The 18,587-nt window shown below is 42.7% G+C and carries 21 protein-coding genes; 9 read left to right on the forward strand and 12 right to left on the reverse strand.

What is annotated here, in order from left to right; genetic code table 11:
- Positions 1–9: 9 nt before the first annotated feature.
- The 5 genes from MHI12_RS04940 to MHI12_RS04960 all read right to left on the reverse strand — a co-directional run bounded on the left by MHI12_RS04940 (position 10) and on the right by MHI12_RS04960 (position 5,539).
- Positions 10–387 carry a DndE family protein gene (locus MHI12_RS04940; protein ID WP_339189575.1) on the reverse strand — a complete coding sequence of 126 codons (378 nt, stop codon included), beginning with the start codon at positions 385–387 and terminating at the stop codon, positions 10–12.
- Positions 384–2,390, reverse strand: a complete 2,007-nt coding sequence (gene dndD / locus MHI12_RS04945) for a DNA sulfur modification protein DndD (protein WP_405171725.1) — start codon at positions 2,388–2,390, stop codon at positions 384–386. Before dndD ends, MHI12_RS04940 begins: the two co-directional genes overlap by 4 nt.
- 17 nt (positions 2,391–2,407) lie before the next feature.
- Positions 2,408–3,910, reverse strand: coding sequence for a DNA phosphorothioation system sulfurtransferase DndC (gene dndC, locus MHI12_RS04950; protein WP_127547359.1), 1,503 nt, complete (start codon positions 3,908–3,910; stop codon positions 2,408–2,410).
- Positions 3,903–4,997: a DNA sulfur modification protein DndB gene (gene dndB / locus MHI12_RS04955; protein WP_338020314.1), complete on the reverse strand. Its 1,095-nt coding sequence runs from the start codon at positions 4,995–4,997 to the stop codon at positions 3,903–3,905. The genes dndC and dndB overlap by 8 nt, the downstream gene beginning before the upstream one ends.
- A 194-nt stretch (positions 4,998–5,191) precedes the next feature.
- Entirely contained in the window at positions 5,192–5,539 is a 348-nt protein-coding gene (locus MHI12_RS04960; protein ID WP_076332993.1) for a helix-turn-helix domain-containing protein, read from the reverse strand.
- A 193-nt stretch (positions 5,540–5,732) separates the two neighbouring features.
- Here MHI12_RS04960 and MHI12_RS04965 point away from each other — a divergent pair, with 193 nt between their 5' ends.
- The 3 genes from MHI12_RS04965 to MHI12_RS04975 all read left to right on the forward strand — a co-directional run bounded on the left by MHI12_RS04965 (position 5,733) and on the right by MHI12_RS04975 (position 7,354).
- The gene (locus tag MHI12_RS04965) at positions 5,733–6,152 is read left to right on the forward strand and encodes a HEPN domain-containing protein (protein ID WP_405171726.1); all 420 of its coding nucleotides are present in this window, start codon (positions 5,733–5,735) and stop codon (positions 6,150–6,152) included.
- A gap of 517 nt (positions 6,153–6,669) precedes the next feature.
- Positions 6,670–6,996: a phosphoribosyl-ATP pyrophosphohydrolase gene (locus MHI12_RS04970; protein ID WP_405171727.1), complete on the forward strand. Its 327-nt coding sequence runs from the start codon at positions 6,670–6,672 to the stop codon at positions 6,994–6,996.
- Entirely contained in the window at positions 6,980–7,354 is a 375-nt protein-coding gene (locus MHI12_RS04975; protein ID WP_405171728.1) for a hypothetical protein, read from the forward strand. The genes MHI12_RS04970 and MHI12_RS04975 overlap by 17 nt, the downstream gene beginning before the upstream one ends.
- Here MHI12_RS04975 and MHI12_RS04980 read toward each other — a convergent pair.
- The 3 genes from MHI12_RS04980 to MHI12_RS04990 are packed head-to-tail and all read right to left on the reverse strand — an operon-like array spanning position 7,276 to position 10,263.
- Positions 7,276–8,046 carry a MerR family transcriptional regulator gene (locus tag MHI12_RS04980; protein WP_405171729.1) on the reverse strand — a complete coding sequence of 257 codons (771 nt, stop codon included), beginning with the start codon at positions 8,044–8,046 and terminating at the stop codon, positions 7,276–7,278. The two genes, MHI12_RS04975 and MHI12_RS04980, sit on opposite strands and share 79 nt — an antisense overlap.
- Positions 8,021–8,947 (reverse strand): DUF2268 domain-containing protein, encoded by a 927-nt coding sequence (locus MHI12_RS04985; RefSeq protein WP_405171730.1) that lies wholly within the window; start codon positions 8,945–8,947, stop codon positions 8,021–8,023. Before MHI12_RS04985 ends, MHI12_RS04980 begins: the two co-directional genes overlap by 26 nt.
- A 59-nt stretch (positions 8,948–9,006) precedes the next feature.
- Positions 9,007–10,263 carry an MFS transporter gene (locus tag MHI12_RS04990; protein WP_405171731.1) on the reverse strand — a complete coding sequence of 419 codons (1,257 nt, stop codon included), beginning with the start codon at positions 10,261–10,263 and terminating at the stop codon, positions 9,007–9,009.
- A 277-nt stretch (positions 10,264–10,540) separates the two neighbouring features.
- On the opposite strand from MHI12_RS04990, the gene MHI12_RS04995 reads away from it, so the two are divergent.
- Together MHI12_RS04995 and MHI12_RS05000 are read left to right on the forward strand one after the other, a co-directional pair.
- Complete coding sequence (locus tag MHI12_RS04995; RefSeq protein WP_405171732.1) at positions 10,541–11,839, forward strand: galactokinase; 1,299 nt, start codon at positions 10,541–10,543, stop codon at positions 11,837–11,839.
- A 167-nt stretch (positions 11,840–12,006) separates the two neighbouring features.
- Complete coding sequence (locus MHI12_RS05000; RefSeq protein WP_405171733.1) at positions 12,007–12,288, forward strand: hypothetical protein; 282 nt, start codon at positions 12,007–12,009, stop codon at positions 12,286–12,288.
- A 103-nt stretch (positions 12,289–12,391) separates the two neighbouring features.
- Here MHI12_RS05000 and MHI12_RS05005 read toward each other — a convergent pair whose 3' ends face one another.
- The gene (locus MHI12_RS05005; RefSeq protein WP_405171734.1) at positions 12,392–12,928 is read right to left on the reverse strand and encodes a hypothetical protein; all 537 of its coding nucleotides are present in this window, start codon (positions 12,926–12,928) and stop codon (positions 12,392–12,394) included.
- A gap of 199 nt (positions 12,929–13,127) precedes the next feature.
- Between MHI12_RS05005 and MHI12_RS05010 the strand changes: the two genes are divergently transcribed.
- From MHI12_RS05010 to MHI12_RS05025, 4 genes are all read left to right on the forward strand, one after another.
- Positions 13,128–13,490, forward strand: coding sequence for a hypothetical protein (locus MHI12_RS05010; protein ID WP_405171735.1), 363 nt, complete (start codon positions 13,128–13,130; stop codon positions 13,488–13,490).
- Positions 13,491–13,559: 69 nt separating this feature from the next.
- Positions 13,560–13,916, forward strand: a complete 357-nt coding sequence (locus MHI12_RS05015; protein ID WP_405171736.1) for a hypothetical protein — start codon at positions 13,560–13,562, stop codon at positions 13,914–13,916.
- Positions 13,917–13,958: 42 nt separating this feature from the next.
- Complete coding sequence (locus tag MHI12_RS05020) at positions 13,959–14,294, forward strand: hypothetical protein (protein ID WP_405171737.1); 336 nt, start codon at positions 13,959–13,961, stop codon at positions 14,292–14,294.
- Entirely contained in the window at positions 14,291–14,533 is a 243-nt protein-coding gene (locus tag MHI12_RS05025) for a hypothetical protein (RefSeq protein WP_405171738.1), read from the forward strand. Before MHI12_RS05020 ends, MHI12_RS05025 begins: the two co-directional genes overlap by 4 nt.
- A 133-nt stretch (positions 14,534–14,666) precedes the next feature.
- Here the strand turns inward: MHI12_RS05025 and MHI12_RS05030 are convergent, their stop codons facing one another.
- From MHI12_RS05030 to MHI12_RS05040, 3 genes are read right to left on the reverse strand one after another with little or no spacing between them, the layout of a single operon-like run.
- Positions 14,667–15,830 carry a Ger(x)C family spore germination protein gene (locus MHI12_RS05030; protein WP_405171739.1) on the reverse strand — a complete coding sequence of 388 codons (1,164 nt, stop codon included), beginning with the start codon at positions 15,828–15,830 and terminating at the stop codon, positions 14,667–14,669.
- On the reverse strand, positions 15,827–17,329 hold the full coding sequence (locus MHI12_RS05035) for a spore germination protein (RefSeq protein WP_405171740.1): 1,503 nt from the start codon (positions 17,327–17,329) through the stop codon (positions 15,827–15,829). The genes MHI12_RS05030 and MHI12_RS05035 overlap by 4 nt, the downstream gene beginning before the upstream one ends.
- Positions 17,301–18,422, reverse strand: coding sequence for an endospore germination permease (locus MHI12_RS05040; protein ID WP_405171741.1), 1,122 nt, complete (start codon positions 18,420–18,422; stop codon positions 17,301–17,303). Before MHI12_RS05040 ends, MHI12_RS05035 begins: the two co-directional genes overlap by 29 nt.
- Positions 18,423–18,587: the final 165 nt, after the last annotated feature.

Here is an 18,587-nt window from a genome sequence, read left to right on the forward strand (position 1 = left end):
CTACTTTCGTTAGATTAACAAATTACGAATGAATTTTTCGTAATTTCCTGCGCTTTTATACTCTGAAGCCAAAGCGCGTATGCCGCGTTCCAGATGAGCGTTAAAATAAGAAGGAAAGAATTCTTCATCTGTTAATTCGCAACCAGCGGCTTGTGTAACCATTGCACGAAAGGCGTAATCAAACTCTCCTGTAACTGTGCTCCGATTCAATACAAGCCCATCTGTAAAATCCTTTGTAATAGGTACAATTGGATTACTTGAATCATTATTTCTCAGAGATAGAGCAACTGCATACCGGATCAAAATGTTGGGAGTAATACCGGTTGAGGCATGAAGTTGTGTTAGTGTCTCTTTAGCATATTTGGATGTTTTTAATGTAAAATTCATGAATTTTGTCCCGCCTCTCTAACGATATCAAAGTAGCGGTTTTTCACAATTACTGCACTCTCTTGAGAGGCATCATATTCTAGCGTGTAACAACGAGCCGTAATTTCTTCAATCACATGAAACTGTTCTGAAGTGATTTCAGAATCTGTTGTGAACATAAGGACTTGTTCTCCACAACGCGGTATAAAATGTTGAATAAGAGACTTTTTGTGGTCCTGGTCAAGTCTTCCCATGAGGGTGTCGAATACAAACGGCAGTTTCCAACCTGACACTTTAAACATAGCTAGTATTACTGTTAACATCAGCATTTCTTTTTCACCAGCAGAAAGACGTTCTTTTGAAATTTCTTGGTTCATCAAGTTATATAGCTTTAATTCGAAAGTCGTGTGATCAATATGAATTCGTTTTATGAAATCTTTCTTACGGAAGAGTACGTCAATCATACGCACAGTTTCATTAGCAACGTCATCAAGTTTTTTACGCCATTGGCGTTCTCTAAAACGTTGACTAACTTTTAGTAATTTCTCAGTCATTTCATATGACTTTTCAGATTTATGATATTCTCGAATCTTGTCTTCTACTTTTTCTTTTTGCAGTATTTTAGCATGCAAGCTTTCAGACAGGGCTTGAATTTCAAATTCAATTTGTTCCATCATCATATTGTGTTGCTCAGCTTGTTTTGTTTTCTGTTCAATTCGTTCCAGAAGTTCTTTGAATTCGCTGGCTTGATCATTCGTTTCTAATTGAGTCCTTAATTCTTGAGATTCTTTTAACAAGATAGCATTTTCATCAAAACGGCTAACATATTCGGTTACATTAAGTGCTTGAATTTGTTTATTCAAATTATGAATCTCGCTACGCTGCTCAAACGATGCACGATGAATTAATTTGGTTTGATCGGGTTTTATTAAATTCAGTAGACCTTCAAATACAGATGTTACTTCACGTTCATCAACCTCTTTGCTTGGCCCAAGTACATTATTAAGAAGAGAAGCTAGCTTTTCTTCTACTAGTGAGTTTGCAACATAATCGTATGACTCAAATTGTTTTTCTCCATTTAGCTGATGATATACTTGTCTGAGTTGTTTCCTCGCTATAAAGAAGGGAAGAAGAGATGAGACGAAATGCCGTACATGTTCTGAATTCGTTTTGCGTTTGTTCTCAATAACGTTTATTCTAGAAACAATTTCTTGTCTTTTTTCCTGAAGTAAGCCACCGTGAATTTCGAAATCCTTTTTATCTTGTTTAATAGCATCATTCAGATTGTTTATCTCTTCTTCATGCAGCACTGTAAGCTGTTGTTTTTCGTCGATTGTTGCTTTGAGTTGATCAATCTCCATCTCGAGTTTTTCATACTGAGCAACTTCTTCTGCTGCACTGGCATTTTGCTGAGCATATTGTATTCGGTATGTGTTCAAATCCTTTTCCAAATTTACGAATAGATCCAGATTAAATAGAATCTTACCTGACTCTTTCAAGTACTCTGGAATTTTTTCTTCAGAAACAATACGCGAAATATCCTCACCATCAAAAAGGCAAAGTTCAAATAATTTTGGAGGCATTTCTTCACGTAATCGACTTTGGAAATCAGAAGTTTGTTGAGCAGATAAGAATTGATTATCACGTTTAACTGCAAAACTCTCACGAATACGATCATTTTTTATTCGCCAGCTTCTTACTAATGAATATTCATGTAATTCGAAATCCTCAGTGGAACTGTAATCAAGAGTAATCTGAAATGCGTCAGTCACATTCTCATTAATTGCTTTACGATTCAGTAATGTTCTAATTTTACGATAATAGGGTTCATTCTCAGTAACAAAACCATATGCCATAGAGCCAAATAAAACGATTCTTAAAGATTCTAGTATTGTCGTTTTACCAGCACCATTTTTCCCACCAAGTAGTATTACGTTACGGTTAGTCTTTGTACGGAAATCAAATTTATTGAGCTCTCCATAGTAAGCACCTATATTTCGGAGAGCCAGTTTTTGAATGTGCATTGATTATTTATCCACCTTTATAAATGTAAGAAATCTTGTCTGAGTGTTTTATCAAATGCCTGGAATAGTCCTCTTCTTACTTTTACACCGGAGTATTCTTTCTCAACAGATATTAATTCTTTAAGAAGGTTAAGGTTGACTCCTTCTTCTTGACAAAGAGATTCAAGATCGGTAACTTGGTCTTCTTTGAATACAGGACGATCATTTTGATGCCAATCGTAAACTATACCTGTTTCTTCTTCGACGATCAGAGGAAGTCGATCTTCCCACTGTAGGTCGTCATGCCAATATTTCCGAATCGCCTTAAGCTCTTCAAATGTGATTAATTCAACGTTAGGGTCATGCATTTGGCGAATTTCTTCTTGAGTTTGTAATAATTTTCGAAGAATTTCTTCCCGAGCTTTCATTGTGAAAGGACCGACGCCAAAACGTTTAGGAAGAGCATCTGGATTCTCATCATCAACGATTAAAATATCCAATTCCTCCACAGAAGCAAGGTTAATTTTATTTTCTTCAATATAATGCTTCATTTCAGATTTGTAGATTCTCGGATGACTCAAATCATCAGGATCTATTCCGCCTAAATTTGTTGTCAGATAGACTTCGCCATTCATACGATGTTTTTGTCTTTTCGTACGGTCTTCACGTATTTGAACAAGGAAATTTCTAAAATCATATAATGGACGTAACCAATCTACACCGTTATTAATAAATCCGCTTAACGCCTTATCTTCATTAACAACTGTACATGTCCAACACCCAAAACGACTGTTTCCACAAGAACCTGCACTTTCTTTTATCTCTTTGTCTACCACGAGAGGGCATTCACTACTTGAATCTTGATAGAGCTGAAGCAGTTCATTATTATCATCGCCCCATGGTGACTCATACTGCAATAAAAATTCCCATACATCATCAAGAGTGTAGGAGCGAATCGGAGCAAAAACAAATGCGTTTCGAAGTGTAGAGTGACGCATTAAATTTGAACCTTCTATAGTATGAGACTGCATTACTCCTGCTCTTGTAGAACTTTCGGAATCTCGAACTCCTAGTAACATAACCACTTCACCAAACTGATCTACTTTATCAAGAATGAAGCGGTTAGCAGGCTCGATTTTCAAACGATCCGTACACCATCTGAACTTTTGACGAGGAGTAGGATAACCTTTTCCAATAATAGAGGCCCAAAAGGTTTGCTCAACTTTTGGACGTACCTTGTGTGTTTCAATAGGCAAACCTACAGCGAGTGCTTTATTTTGTATGCGTCCAAGAGTTCGCGTGATTTTGTCTATAATTAAAGGAGTTTCTACTTGAGTATCTGATGAAATGACGTACACTTTTTTCTTCAGAAGAGAAGGTTCTAGCTCAGATAAGGCTTGAAAGACTAGTTGTACAACTGCCGTTGAGTCTTTTCCCCCACTGAAACCTACGACCCAAGGCTTCTCATCTGCTAAATAGACTTCTTTGACTAGTTCTTTGGCTTCAACGAACTTGCTTCCAGTATTAAATATATTAAACATCAGTAGATGTACCTTCTTTTATTTTATTTTCAATTTTCTGCTCGGCTTCTGTTAAGGGGAGCCCTAATTTAAATTTTATGAGATTTGCAGTCAATTGAATGGTCTCATTTGTCTTGTTAATACGTCCGGTTTGTCCATAAGCACGACCTAACCAATCCGCTTTATTATCGCGGCTCCAGTCGATTTTGGATAGTTCTTTTACGTACAATTCCCATTGATCTGCATGATAACGATAAAGATAGTGCCCAACTATACCAATAGCTTCGAGAAATACACCATGCGCTACAACCGAACCAATACGAAGATCTCTTGGCGAGGTTCGCTTATTGAGTACATCTTGCCATTCCAATATAGAAACACAAAGTAGAGCCCAGAACTCAGAAACAAATTTTTTCTCCGGTTCTGAGATTAACTCACCTTTGCGCTTACCTAACAGTTTACAGATCGTATTGAAAATGTGATTCAGAGCAAACAATTTAGGAGAGTTTTTGGACAACGACACTTTCTCACGATCCGTATATCGCTCCAATAAAGGAATTTCATTAATTAAACTTTTAGTGATCAAAGATAGTTGATCACGGTGATCGTATAGAATTCCGATTGAAGATGTGGTATTCACTGCATGACGATTCAAATCCGAAAACATTTGCTGAGAGCGCAGAAGTCCAAGGTCATGAAAGAATACTACTGATATTGTTTCGTCACCAAGTTCAGGCGAAATTTTGAGAGCTTCTTCAATAGCTGCACGTCTATGTTGACCGTCATTAATGAGAAATTGAGCATCTAAAGAAATATTCAAATAACCAAGATCTTTAAACTCTTCTGATTGTGGCTGGAAAATTAGCTCGCCGTTTACTGATGCAGTTAACGAAGAGAAAATATAATCTTTAGGATTCTCAAGAATATAGTTCGTAATATCCGGAATTCTTGATTTATTCATTAAACGTTGTGCACGGTGGTCGGCCGGAATTTCCTCCTCATCAAAAAGGAATATCCGAGGTATTAATTTCAATGGGCACATTACTGTATAAAAATCTCTTCCAGCTTGAATCCCGCGAATCGCTGGAAAACTATAACTGAAGTTCATAGGCATCCCCCTGTTTTACGTACGTAATAACGTAGAATGTATATTGATTTTATCGTAAGACGAACAAATGTTCAATGTCTAAATTACATAATAAAGTAAATATAGTACGTAATTACGTGAATAAAAGATGAAGGAATAATGAAAATAACGAGGTAACATTCCGGTCGTGTACGATCGGCGTGCTCCTCGTTATTTTAGTTTTTATCATAAGTATCGAAGATCTCAGTAATTATATTAAGCACCATTAAAATGTGCTTAGGTTCATGGGTTCTTAATAGAGAAATGATCTTAGTAATATTGGAATCATCCTGCGAGAGATCTTCACGCTCCTTAACGTATGTAAACAGTTCATATACACCGACATCTAAAGCGGCAGCAATCTTTTCAAGATTTTTTAAAGATATATTTCGTTCTGCTCGTTCAATAAAACCAATGTAACTTGGATTAAACCCCGCATTTTCAGCTAATGCTTCTTGAGACAGATCTCTAGATTTTCTTAGATCTCTTATTCTCGCGCCCACTAATTCTAAAAGTTCGGACATATGAACACCTCTCTTTAATTAGAAGTGTAGAGAAAGAATCATCGTTAATTAACCGATAGATAATAAGTAATTTGTATTTAAAACTACTATGTAGTAATATTTGTTTGTATCTTGCCCAAAAGTTTTAAAAAATTATGCAGAGTGTTCAAATGTAGTGTGGATTCTAAACTAAAATATTGAGGAGTTGATTACCTTGAATCACGCTTACTCCTACACGAATCGGCAGAATGATGAATTTGAATATCAACGACTTTCCCAGTATCACATCAAACTTGCTGCAATTATGCATAATCACAATCAGTTCAAAGCCTGCCTGATTCTCTGCGATTGGGCTCTAGCCTCCATGATCAAGGCGCTTTATATCCATAAGTATCATTCAGTTCATCCACCCAAGGAACTCACCATGAACGTAATCTTGCCTTTAGTGCATACGGACACTGAACCCGGATTGGATATTGCCTTGTTCATCGGTACGATGCAACATATGTCATCCCTAGCGGATTACCCACATGACCAGCCAATAGAACTGGACAACATTGAAAAGCTTCTTCAACGAACAGAAGAGATATTGGACGAGTTAGCCACTCGATTGGAGGATGATTCATCAGAGTAAGATGTTTTTTTAATTGATCATTTGGGTTAAATGTTTGATTAATCTATGTTACGCTTACAAGATGACATCATCCAAATAAAGGATATGTGATGCAGAGATTACAAAGGATGCTCTTTGCTTTGCATCTGGAAAGTAGGTGTACATTTTGAAAAGAGTAATTGCTATCGCGTTTTTCATATTATCTATATTGGAATTGGTTACTTTAATCCTAATCGGTAAAAGCATGATGATTGGGTATATGGAACCGAGTACGTTTAGCGGGATAATCTCATTCCCACTAGGCGCTACGTACCTCTCGATCTGGATGTTCTTTTCAAGGCAAGAGTTTACTGGAGGACGAGTCGCAGGACAGATCAGTTTGACAGCGGCATTGTTGACGTCGTGCCCGTTGGTGTGTTTGTTAATTATTTTCTATTAACTCAACCCATCCCTCCACATAGCAACTTGTATAATCGCAACAAGGGAGATTTTGGATCGGGGCTGGGAGACTTCAAGAGCAGAAAGGATGTTATACCACATGCCTACATATAACAAATTGGTGCGGGACAAGATTCCGGATATTATCACATCCAGCGGTAAGGAATGCCGGACCCGCATTCTAGACTCGGAGGAGTATAAGCAAGAATTAAGAACGAAGCTACAAGAAGAATCGGATGAGTACTTAAATGCATCAAGCGATCAGGAAGCGTTGGAAGAGTTGGCAGACATGCTGGAGGTGATCCGAGCGCTGGCGGAGGTACACGGGGCGAATGCAGCGCAGCTGGATAAGCTTCAGGCAGACAAAGCGGAAGCGCGCGGTGCATTCCAGGAACGGGTGTACCTGATTGATGTCGACGAAGCTTAACGTTAAACTCATTACAGATAACCTGGTCGATGAACTGATTACCCGGATGCACCATGCGTCCGGGATTTATATTATGACGTCCTTTATCATGCAGTCCGGGGTGAAACTACTGGCCCCGCACTTAAAGCGGGCGGCGGAGCGTGGGGCCGAGGTGCGGATGCTCGCGGGAGACTATCTGTATATCACACAGCCGGAAGGCTTGCGGGCGCTCTGTGAGGTTAAACCACGAATTGAGACACGTTTGTGGCGAAGTATGGGTACTTCTTTTCACCCGAAAGCTTATCTGTTCGATGCCGATTGTATAAAAATCATAATCGCTTCATACAAAAACCTCAAAAAAACCTCATCGCCAAACTGATCAAAATAACCCGCATAGCGACGATCCGTCGTATAGGCTTCCGCAATACATCTCAAAATCTCAGCATCACAACTCATAAATTGCTCCAGACAACTCTTCCATTCACGCAATAGCGCCTGCACCTCACCAGAAGCAGGAGATAGATCCTGATGCTTCGCCAACTCCCGAAATACCTGCTCCATGTTGACCGAGAACTGCTGGTAGGCTTTTTCTTGTTCTTCCACAGACAGCTCGCTCACATTGGCTTCGAATTCCTGATATTTCACGGTATCTCCGTAGATGAACTTCGCCTCGGATTCATATTGCTCTTGAATGGACAGAATGGGAGAATCGTCAAACAGATTAAGATGAGAGAGATCCGTTCCATCCACATACTCGTCCAACTGGTCGATGATGGTTTCGAGCTTTTGTTTGCGTTGAACGAGTGTGCTGCGGTGCTTTCTTAGGATATCTTTCTGTTCTTCTTTGGAGAGTTGCATCATGGCCGCAATGTCTTTTAATGAGAAATTCATTTCTTTGAACAACAGAATCATTTGCAGATTCCCGAGTGCCTCTTGATCGTAATACCGATAGCCGTTGTCCTCGACTTTGCTCGGTTTTAGGAGATCTGTTTTATCGTAATAATGTAATGCGCGTTTGGTGATGCCTGTGATCTGAATGATATCTTTAACGGTGAAATAGGGTGTCTTCATTCCAAAAGTCCTTTGTTTCAGCAAGGATGACACTTGCCGGAGTGATGGTTGCTTCGGTGATCGGTGTACCTGTTTTGTTCAGATAATATTGGATTAAGTGATAACCGCAGGCATAACCAGCCGCGTAGGGCATACCTACGGGCGTGAAGTTTTGCAATCTTGCAAGTTCATCGCCGTATAGATACGGATTAATTTGGTCAAAACCGGTGACATACAGCTGATCTTTTATCTTTGGTTTAATTACTTTATTCAAAGTCTCCATATCCGTTTTAGCTACCCAGGGGCCTAACAACTCTTCTCCATACAGGGATGTCGCAAAGCTCTCGGCCAATCCCTCACTAACAACCATCTCGCCAAGCGTAATCTGTGGATTCCACTGGATATATTGATATCTCACATTATGATTGCACTCATGGGCCAACACCGATTGCATACGAGGTAGAGTATACCTATTGGGGATCAGGTTCGCAATAATATAACCCGGGATTCCACCATCTCCGCTGATACCTTCGTTCACGGTGAGTGAAGGACTATTCTTGTCGCCTAATAAAATCGTATATAGATATTCGGAGACCAATAGCTCAATCCCGTGCTCTGTAAAGGTGGATAGACTCGTACAAACGGCTTCATGACACTGTTGCCAAAATGTTTCAGACGAAATCGCTGCTAACGATTCGTTAATCTCAGGTGTGATATCTGCTGGAGCGATATTCATAAAGTTATTCATCATGATCACATCGAAGCCGTGAGGCTCTTGAGAGCGAAACGGGATCTGTTGAATGTTCCATTTGTTCATGAATGGACTCATCATTCGTTCACGGTATAACTCCAATTTCTCATCGGGTGCAGCCTGAATGATTTCCTCATAGATTTGATCTGAACGTAACGCGGTAATCTTCATCCTTAATCTCTCCTTCATGTAAGCTTGAGATCATTATCAAGTATGACCTAACGTAACAGTCAAGCGTTGATGTTACGCTGCTGGCTCTCTGAATGATTCTGCATCTTCATTGCGAATATCAGAGCAGACAGGATGTAGATCAGGCTTAACAAGAGATAAGGGAGTTGCAACGAGAATACGCGATCAAATGTCGATTCACTAACCCGCACCAATAGCCCACCGAGAAGCGTACCAACGGCACTAATCCCAAAGGACAGAAAGCGAAACACACTTCCGACCCGGCCAAGCATCTCATTAGGAACGGAACGTTGCAGGATGGAGGAACGGGTAACATTGTAGACAATAATGAAAAATGCAGCACAGAAGTACAGACTACCTACCATATACGCATTTTTAGTTAGACCCACCACACCGTAGATGATTCCCATGCACAGAATGGAGGAGATAATCAATTGTTTTGTACTCCATCTCTTACGCATATAAGCAACAGCTTGGCTCCCCACAATGCTGCCGATTGTTGCAATGGAGATGAGGATACCAAATGCAAAAGCATCCAACTGAAGCACATCTCGTACAAAGAAGATCTGAGTAGCCAGAATGATCGAATACATCAGCGTAACGGTGACAGACAGAATGGCTAATCCGCGGAGAAAACGATCATGATAGACATATTGAATACCGGACCACATCTCACGTTTCCAATTCTTCATCGGGCGAGCTTCCTTCTTGCTTGTTTCCGTATTCCCGGGGTAGAAGTTTCCCCTCAAACTGATTAAAAAAAGCAGAGCAATAACAGCCGTTACAGCGTCTATGGCAAAAGGAAAAACAATATGCAGGGTTATGATAAACCCTCCCAGAGCAACGCCCAGAATATCACTTGTGATTAACTGTCCGGCGGTGAACTGCCCATTTGCTTTCTCCAACTTACTCTCATCTACCAGTTGTGGGATCACCGTCTGCACTGTACTGTCGAATACAACTCGGCTCAGGCCAATCCCAAACATGAACAGTGCCAGAATCGGAATGCTCACCCATCCTCCCCAGATACATAACGTCAGGACTAGCAGAAGGATCATTCGCGTAAAGCCTGCGCCAATCAACATATGTTTGCGTGAGTAACGGTCGATGAGGACACCTACAGGAAGACTGAATAGTAGCCAGGGTAAACGAAGTGCCGTCATGGTGACAGAAGCATACAGCGTATCACTTGTAAGGGTTGATATGAGCCAAGGAACCGCAGCCAGTGTAAGTCCATCACCCAAAAATGTAAGCGAAAATGCGCCAAATAACTTGGAATAGTTCGACTTGATTTTCATCGTTCCCTTCACCAATAAGATGTAAAGCATAGCAACTTCGAGGTTGGAAAATAATGTGTTTTCACATAAACCAAATTTAAGTTATTACAAAATGGTTTTCAATCCTATTTTTACATTAAATAACTTCACAAAACGCTTACAAACTTTCAATTCTACCCTACCTTTTCCGCTACGAAGCTGAGATAATGGGAGAGGAATAAGGTATGAAACAGACGCGACAACCACGTTCATCAACAGCCAAAAAATAAAAAGCTGCATATCCATAGGAGGATTATTAATGACGACACAACCATTGAATCTGATCCAATCCACGGAGGGACAAGCGCTGCTTGCCCAAATGTATGGACAATCACAAGTAGTGGAACAGACTGCACGTTACACAAAGCTGAACGTAACGTTCGAAAAGTACTTTGGCGCACAAGAAGGAAGCAAGTTGTTCAGCGCGTCAGGACGCAGCGAGATTGGCGGCAATCACACGGATCATAACCATGGTAAAGTGCTGGCGGGCAGCATTACGCTGGATACGATTGCAGTGGCAGCACCAACTGCGGATTCGGTTATTACCTTTTATTCAGAAGGTTATGACAAGAAATATGTAATTGATCTCACGGATCTCACGCCAAATACCGAAGACGATGGCACAACAGCATTGATTCGCGGTATGGCTGCGGGATTTGGAGAGTTCGGATATAAGGTAGGCGGTTTCCAGGCGTATCTCTCAAGTAACGTGTTCTCGGCATCAGGGGTGAGTTCCTCGGCGTCATTTGAGATGCTGATCTGTACGATTTTGAATCACTTCTATAACGATGGAGCACTGGATGTTGTCACCTTGGCCAAAATCGGTCAGTATGCGGAGAATCATTATTGGAATAAACCTTCCGGTCTGCTGGATCAGATGGCTTGTGCGTACGGCGGACTCATTGCTATTGATTTTGAAAATCCTGCACAGCCGGTTATCGAGCCTGTTCAATGGGATTTCCAACAAAACGGCTACTCATTGGTCATTGTGAATACAGGTGGCAACCACGCCGATCTGACGGAAGATTACGCTGCTGTGCCATATGAGATGAGAGCGGTTGCTCAGGCACTGGGCAGTGAGTATGTTCGGGAAATTACAGCTGACGCAATCTACGCCAACCTCAAGAAGGTTCGTGAAGCTGCTGGGGATCGTGCCGTGCTGCGTGCGCTTCATTTCCTGGAGGAAAACAATCGTGTCGATGGTCAGGTTCAGGCGTTGCGTGATGGACGTTTTGCTGATTTCTTGAAACTGATTACGGCGTCTGGTAACTCGTCATGGAAGTGGCTGCAGAATGTATATCAGAGTGGTGCTGTGAAGGAACAGGAGATTGGCATCGCGCTGGCACTGACCGAGAATTATCTGCAAAACCTTGGTGATGGTGCTTGTCGGATTCATGGTGGTGGATTCGCAGGGGTTATTCTGACGATCCTTCCGAACGAAAAAGTAGAAGAGTATATGTCATGGATGCACGACATGCTGGAAACGCCGATTATCGTTGTTAATGTGCGTGCACAAGGCGCAGTATGTCTGAATGCTTTGATCGCTAACGCAGGCTAAAAAGCACTCAGATAAATAGTTCTAGCATGATTCAACGAAGTCCGGGCTATGCCCGGGCTTTTTGGGTTGTTCATTTTTTTGAAAAAACTTCAAACCTTGAAGGTCTGTAATGTGTTATTTAAGTAGTGGCTATATCTCAATAATGTTCTCATGGGAGGAAGGATCAGATGATTACACCTACAGTGGCTGGGCAGGAAGAGGCTCAATTATATGAGGAGTTGCGGCGTGCGATCGATGAATTCGAAGAGGGTGAGCAGCGGCAAATAGTTCTGAGTCGGATGGTCAGACAGCTCAGGTTCGCCAAGTGGCGCAAAGATCGGATGCGCAAAGTCGATGCATATTGCCAAAAGATCAAACCCGCGACACTTTGGATCATATTAGCCACAGGCGCACTTGCACCAGTCTTGCTGTTTAGCATGTTCATCTGGGTATCGTTGTGGGTGGAATGAAGCTGTAGAGAAGAGGGATAATAATATGAAGTTAATAAAAAGAACCGTTAACCATCGGATTTTCGTATTCCGACTGTAACGATTCTCTGAACTATCTTTAGGGTTAGTGGGACATTTGTGTAGACTTACCGTCTAAAGATTGCACTTGTCCCTGGATATACTGGTGGTAATCGCGGAAGCTGCTGATGTGATGCAAGGAATCAGAATTCTCGGACTGGATCTTAATTTTACCGTCCTGAGGCAATTTTTTCATCTCAGCAATGACGGATTTGGAACCTTGGATATCACCGGACATGTCTTGAATTCGCTGTAATAATGCCGGATGTCCATCATGTTGGAGCATTTCGGCGAGTGGTCTCATTTCCTCCAACTTTTGGCTCGACCGTTCAAGTGTGGTCATCACTTTGTCTCCATCTGTACTTGCGCTAAGCGAAACCATTCGGTGGATGTGATCCTTCTCCATACGCTCAAGCGCTTCAAGATGGGAAGCTTCCAGTCGTTTGGGATCGCTCCAACTCTCCGATCGAACGGTGTCATTCTGTTGCTGGGAAGCAGTATTCGCAGTGCCATTGCCACAGCCCCATAACAGAGTTGAGCAGGTTAACACGGCTCCAACGGCGATGATACTTTTTAACCTCATGCTGTCACTCCTTCAATAATTTCCTGAAGGTAGTATGAGCAATAATATCCAATATCATGCTTCATCTTTTCATTTCTTTCCCATAAAAATGGAGCGTACATACTCTTGGCTACGGATAAACAAAGTGATAGTAATGTAGCAAATGACCCCAATAAGTGAAGTTACAATTGCAACATTATGTAATGAGGTGACAAGCATTATGAATCTTTACACTAATAACATATGGCGCTGGACCATTAATCTTCTGTATCCTGCCATTATCTTTGTCTTCCAGAGCTGGGGACCGATATTGGATTCTTGGATAGGTCCTATTTTGTTCGTCGCGCTGTTCTGCTTTCTATGGAGCGATGTAAAAGACATGTTCGTTTCGACAGGATTGACATGGTTTATTGCCATCCCGTGTTGGTGGTATTGGATTGAGCGTCCGAAACCATCGTTTGGTGCGGAGAATTTTGCCGCACATCTATGGTTAATTGTACTTATGTATATTGTTTTTGTGCTCATTCCTCAGACCTTGATCCTGACTACTCGGTTGCGGGTGATGCATTATTATAAGAAGTAAAAGTTAGTTGAGAGTAGGCGGCCATTGGCCGTTTTTTTAAATAAAATGAACGCATGGGAGAGAGTTCGATTGTTAAGCAAAGATATAACAAGAAGTAAAGAAAGAAGTTACTTGTACATCATGATTTTCACCCTAATATATGGTCTGACATTACTGATCTGGCCGTTGATCGCATTTGCCATGGGAATGTCGCTCGCTGCACCCACTCCATCTGAGTATCAGGTGGCAAGTCGTTTGGAAGGCAATATACTGATGTCATACCCACTCTCTGTTATTGCGGCTTTGGTTTCGGGATGGGTTTCTTATCATGAGAAAAGATACATCTTTCCTTACTGGATCATGCAGTTGCCATTGTTATGGATCGTTGCATGGATGCTGGTAGATTACTTCGAGGCAGCACTATCTGACATACCATTTCTACGATAATTAATTGTTTATAAAGATTCAATTTTAAGGAGAGGTTAATCTATGCCCAAGACAAGCAACCGTAAACGGGTAGCGTACGTGTTGTTCTTTGTATTGGTCGCTCTGTTTTTGATCCGCTCTTGTGGTCCTCAGGACATCGATTCAGTGCTCAGCCAAAATGGTATTGATTCCGAACAGGTGAAGCTAATTACAACTATTGAACCGCGAACACAATTGGTTTTATATCAAGATTTCACTACGAATAACCTGACTCCTGCTTTGATCCAGCAAAAGATGTGGTTCTCCGAACTTGCCAGAATAGGCGGTGGCTGCAAGATAATCCGGCCGAGCCGCTTTCTTCTCATATATCAGGATACGAGGAGTCTAAAGGCAAAATGATCTATATTATATACGGGTATCTCCACGATGCTGACATTACCCAGGTGCATATTCGCTACGAACCAAATCTGGCATCTTCACGGTTGGAAGCGGAAATCGTGAAATCGTCTTCCAATCAATCCAGCGGCAGGTTGTGGTATGCGGTAATCCAGCAGCCGATTCACGAGATGATATGGGACATAAAAGGATTGAACGACGAAGGTCACGTCATCTACTCATCTCTCGATAGTGAGGATTAGGAAGCAGGCTGGCTGATGGAATGGAAACTTCGCAGTCATAGATCCGCATGATCCGAATTGCAAATGAACGACATCTTAAACTTAAAACCCCTTATCTGGCTGCATACCGGACAAGGGGTGTTTCGCGTTCTTGTTACACTTTCCGTTTATATTTCCCTGTATATGGGATGGTGAGGTGGATTTTCAGATCTTGAATCGAGTCTTCGGTAAGCATCATCTTGCTGCCATTGTTCGATAACTTACGCCAGAGTTTCGGATTTTTGCGATACAGCTTCTCCTGAAGACCGTAAATATCCACACCACGCTCAAGGCCGTGACGATAGGTCTGCATGATCTGCTCCCGCAACTTCACTTCACTGATCTGGATCATCTCTTCATAAGAAGTGGGCACCAGGTATTCGTACAGGGCAGTGAGGTAGTGGGCGTCAATGTTGAACGTAACGTCTTCACCCTGAATGACAGGTTTAATTTTGATCTTTGGTAATCCTACACTGAGTGCCCCGTAGATCGTTCCATCCTTCTGGACAAGTAGGGGGGCACGCCGCATGTCTTTGATTAGCCAGTGATAACCGGGAAGCTGACTGCGTGGAAAGTATTCAAAGTCAAAGCCAGTCTTCTCAAAAAAGGCCCCTTCCACCAGAAACAAATCATGTTTCTTCTCATTCTCAGCCCACTGGGTATCGTTCAATGCAAGACTCGGCAGATACGTCGTGGTAGCGGGATCATTATGGGTTGCAATGAGCTTAAAGCTGAGCACGGGCGGATACAACGATTCTTCCATGTACGTGGGGAGCGGATTGTGAAGAATGCTGTCCAGTGGCGACATATTATAGATGGACGTTGCACTTAGGATTTTCTCCAGAGGCTCGCGTGTTCCATATACCCAGGTTGTATAACGGGATTCTGGAAATCGTCCCAGCATGTCGAACACTTCTTTGATGTGTTTGCTGGTGAGCACCCCTTCAGCCATAACGATGGCTGTCACATGCCCCCAAGCCATGTGTAATTGAGCCGTACGGAACAGTTCGTTCAGCGCCAGACTCATGGTTTTCCCTTCGGCATGTCCGACCCATACAGGCGGTGTATCTGCACTTTTGGTTGAACTTTCACTTTTGGCGACACTGGCAAAATCCAGCGTTTGTACATACAGGTGATACATGCCGTCCTTATAATCAATCCCAAAGGCTTTGGCGTAGTCCACCTGTTGAATCTCAAAGGCACTCCAGCATCCACTTGTCATCACGCACATCGATAGGCTTAACAGACCCAGCAAACATCGCTGTAACAAGTGCTTCATCGTCCGTTTCCTTTCTTACGCGGTTCTTGAGTCTCAAGATAGACGGGTCTTCGTTTACCTAACCCCTTTGGCAGTTTGAATAATGAAGCTATTGCTTGTTTGAAATGAAGCGGTGTTAACGGCGTGAGATACGGAATGCCAAATGATTTGAGATCGGTCAGGTAGATGAGGAACAGAATCAACGACAGGATGAACCCATAGATGCCGAGGGATGCCCCCAGGACAAAACAAAGGAACCGCAGGATCAGCACAGAGCTGGTCATGACCTGATTCACAATGGTTGCTCCAGCTACGACGGTAACTGCGATGATGACAATCATGAGGGGAGAGACCATGCCGGCTCGAATGGCGGAATCCCCGATGATCAGACCTCCAACGACAGTTAGTGTCTGGCCGATGGCACTTGGTAAACGTACCCCCGCCTCTCGAAACAGCTCCATTAGCAGCATAATGAGAAACATCTCCACCCCCGATTCCATCGGAAGTCCCATGCGTCCAACCGAGATCGTTGCGACTAGAGGAAAGGGGATCTGATCCATATGAAATGAGGTCAGCGCAATATAGAATCCGGGCAGGAACACGGTGATCATCAGACCAAGAAAGCGCAGCATCCGCCCTACGTTGACAGCTAAGAAGGGAAAGCTGGCATCTTCCGGTGATTTGAGCAAAAGAAACAGGTTGACTGGCCCAATAATGGCGCTGGGATTGCCGTCTACAATGAGGATAAAACGTCCATTCAGGAGACATTCTGCAGCAAAGTCAGGCCTGCCCGTATAATGGGTAACGGGAAACAAAGTAATCTTCGAAGGCGACAGCAATTCTTCCAGTTCATTGGCGGTCAAGATGCGTTCGGTCTCAATCTTACGCAACCGATCCTGAACGTCTTCGATCAGCTCCGGATTGGCGATATTTTTGATATACATCAATGCCACCTTGGTTGCAGAACGTGTACCGATCAGTTCGATATTGCAGGCCAGTTGGTTCGTACGCAGACGGGTGCGTATCAAGGCAACATTGACGGCGAGTGGTTCAATGAACCCATCTCTTGCCCCGCGGATCGAAACTTCGGTGGTGGATTCCTCCGGTGTCCGAGTAGGGAGGTTAGATATATCAATACTCCACATGGTTTGCAGGGAAGGAATACAGATCAACATATGGCCTTCAAAAACACGGAGAGACATCAGTTCAGTTCCAAATGCCGGATCTTGCAGATCCATTCGGGTCCAATCCAGGCTGATGCACTTTTCAATGTCGGATGTACGAATAAAGTGTGTGTTTTCATATGTTCGTTTGAGTTCCGGGAGAATAATATCGTAGATTGCTTCACTATCTACCATACCGCTGCAATAGGTCATAAGGAGTTGCATCGGAGGTTCTCCGAACATATGACTATTGATGATGACATCATCAGATCCGGCAAAAAAGGTATTCAAGTTGTGCTCGTTCATTCGGAACGGTTCAACTTCACGATTATTCTTGGGTTGGGTTGAGATCGGCACGTTTGGGAGCCTCCTTGTCCTTTTTGTGGATTAATGCAGCAATGGTTAATATCACGGTAACGACTGAGACATAGGCCAGCATGACCGGAAACTGAATATGATCCACGTAATAATCCACGTAATCAATGCGCCACCATTGCATCGCCATAAAGCTCATGATGACGGTAATGATGAGAATTGCGATATATCGTTTCTTCGGTCTGCGGAAATTCAGCAGATCCACGATGAGATACATGGATATGGCGACCCTTGCGAAGGAACCACTTAGCCACTGATAGATGGACAAAAAATCAACGTGTTGCAGCAGCTTTCCGATATTCACAAGCTTCCATTGCTCATAGGGACTGTTTCGTTGTTTGGCTGCTTCTTCAGGACCGAATTCCACGATAGCTCCGATCGTTGGTCCGATCGCCATACTGAGCATAAACACGCCGAGGATCAGAACATACCACCAACGAATTTTGCCTTTGACTTCATGTTGGAACAACATAAGAATCCAGATTTCCATAAGCCCGGCAAGAGAGTAGATCATGCCCCGCCACACGGGACCCATGCCGTTCTCCATAATCGGGAACAATAGACTGTAGTCTTTATATTTCATATTGGCGGACATTACAAAATAACCAAGCAAAATGACAAAGGGCAGCAGCAGACTGGAAGTCATCGCAATGGAGCGTATGCCTTTAGCCGCTGCCCACGCGGCAACCAGTGCTCCGCCACCAGCCAGAACGTAAGGTGGCGTGAATTGAAGATATGTGGACACGGTCCAGTTAGTTGTCTCATACAACGTATGTGTGCCAAGCGTGAACAGCAGAATGGAAGCGGAGATTCGGAAGATCCAGGAAGGGACTGCACCGAATTCTCGCGTAATCCAATCTGTTAGCCGCTGTCCACGTACACGCCGAATGATGATATACATCATACATAGAAACAACATGAACAAGGGAGCGGCTGCTACAACAGACAACCATCCATCTCTGCCGGCAGCTTCGAGAATTGCTGGGATGGACAAGACATGGCAGACCAATCCGGCACTTAATAAAATGATGGAAAAGGACAACCAAATGGTAATTTGACCTTTTTCACGACTCATGGAAATCCTCCTTTCCAATGAAGGAAGTTTCCGTTAGGTTGTACAGCATACAGGAAGTTGATTCCTTTTTCAGATTTTTTCACAGAAAGCTGCAAGCGATATGGACGGACTACGCAGAAAGCTTTAACATACAGATATAGCAATGTCGAAGACAAGCACTGAGCG

It is taken from the genome of Paenibacillus sp. FSL H8-0280, assembly GCF_045040665.1.
In the GTDB taxonomy this organism is placed as follows: domain Bacteria; phylum Bacillota; class Bacilli; order Paenibacillales; family Paenibacillaceae; genus Paenibacillus; species Paenibacillus xylanexedens_A.

Excerpts from the sequence above, each read along its gene's own strand:
- MHI12_RS04985 (WP_405171730.1), bottom strand. The coding sequence starts at position 8,947 with ATGAAGATTACCGCGTTACGTTCAGATCAAATCTATGAGGAAATCATT.
- MHI12_RS04980 (WP_405171729.1), bottom strand. The coding sequence starts at position 8,046 with ATGAAGACACCCTATTTCACCGTTAAAGATATCATTCAGATCACAGGC.
- MHI12_RS04940 (WP_339189575.1), bottom strand. The coding sequence starts at position 387 with ATGAATTTTACATTAAAAACATCCAAATATGCTAAAGAGACACTAACA.
- MHI12_RS05025 (WP_405171738.1), top strand. The coding sequence starts at position 14,291 with ATGATCTATATTATATACGGGTATCTCCACGATGCTGACATTACCCAG.
- MHI12_RS04970 (WP_405171727.1), top strand. The coding sequence starts at position 6,670 with ATGCCTACATATAACAAATTGGTGCGGGACAAGATTCCGGATATTATC.
- MHI12_RS05010 (WP_405171735.1), top strand. The coding sequence starts at position 13,128 with ATGAATCTTTACACTAATAACATATGGCGCTGGACCATTAATCTTCTG.
- MHI12_RS05005 (WP_405171734.1), bottom strand. The coding sequence starts at position 12,928 with ATGAGGTTAAAAAGTATCATCGCCGTTGGAGCCGTGTTAACCTGCTCA.
- MHI12_RS04975 (WP_405171728.1), top strand. The coding sequence starts at position 6,980 with ATGTCGACGAAGCTTAACGTTAAACTCATTACAGATAACCTGGTCGAT.
- MHI12_RS04995 (WP_405171732.1), top strand. The coding sequence starts at position 10,541 with ATGACGACACAACCATTGAATCTGATCCAATCCACGGAGGGACAAGCG.
- MHI12_RS05040 (WP_405171741.1), bottom strand. The coding sequence starts at position 18,422 with ATGAGTCGTGAAAAAGGTCAAATTACCATTTGGTTGTCCTTTTCCATC.
- dndB (WP_338020314.1), bottom strand. The coding sequence starts at position 4,997 with ATGAACTTCAGTTATAGTTTTCCAGCGATTCGCGGGATTCAAGCTGGA.
- MHI12_RS04960 (WP_076332993.1), bottom strand. The coding sequence starts at position 5,539 with ATGTCCGAACTTTTAGAATTAGTGGGCGCGAGAATAAGAGATCTAAGA.
- MHI12_RS05000 (WP_405171733.1), top strand. The coding sequence starts at position 12,007 with ATGATTACACCTACAGTGGCTGGGCAGGAAGAGGCTCAATTATATGAG.
- MHI12_RS05030 (WP_405171739.1), bottom strand. The coding sequence starts at position 15,830 with ATGAAGCACTTGTTACAGCGATGTTTGCTGGGTCTGTTAAGCCTATCG.
- dndC (WP_127547359.1), bottom strand. The coding sequence starts at position 3,910 with ATGTTTAATATATTTAATACTGGAAGCAAGTTCGTTGAAGCCAAAGAA.
- MHI12_RS04990 (WP_405171731.1), bottom strand. The coding sequence starts at position 10,263 with ATGAAAATCAAGTCGAACTATTCCAAGTTATTTGGCGCATTTTCGCTT.
- dndD (WP_405171725.1), bottom strand. The coding sequence starts at position 2,390 with ATGCACATTCAAAAACTGGCTCTCCGAAATATAGGTGCTTACTATGGA.
- MHI12_RS05020 (WP_405171737.1), top strand. The coding sequence starts at position 13,959 with ATGCCCAAGACAAGCAACCGTAAACGGGTAGCGTACGTGTTGTTCTTT.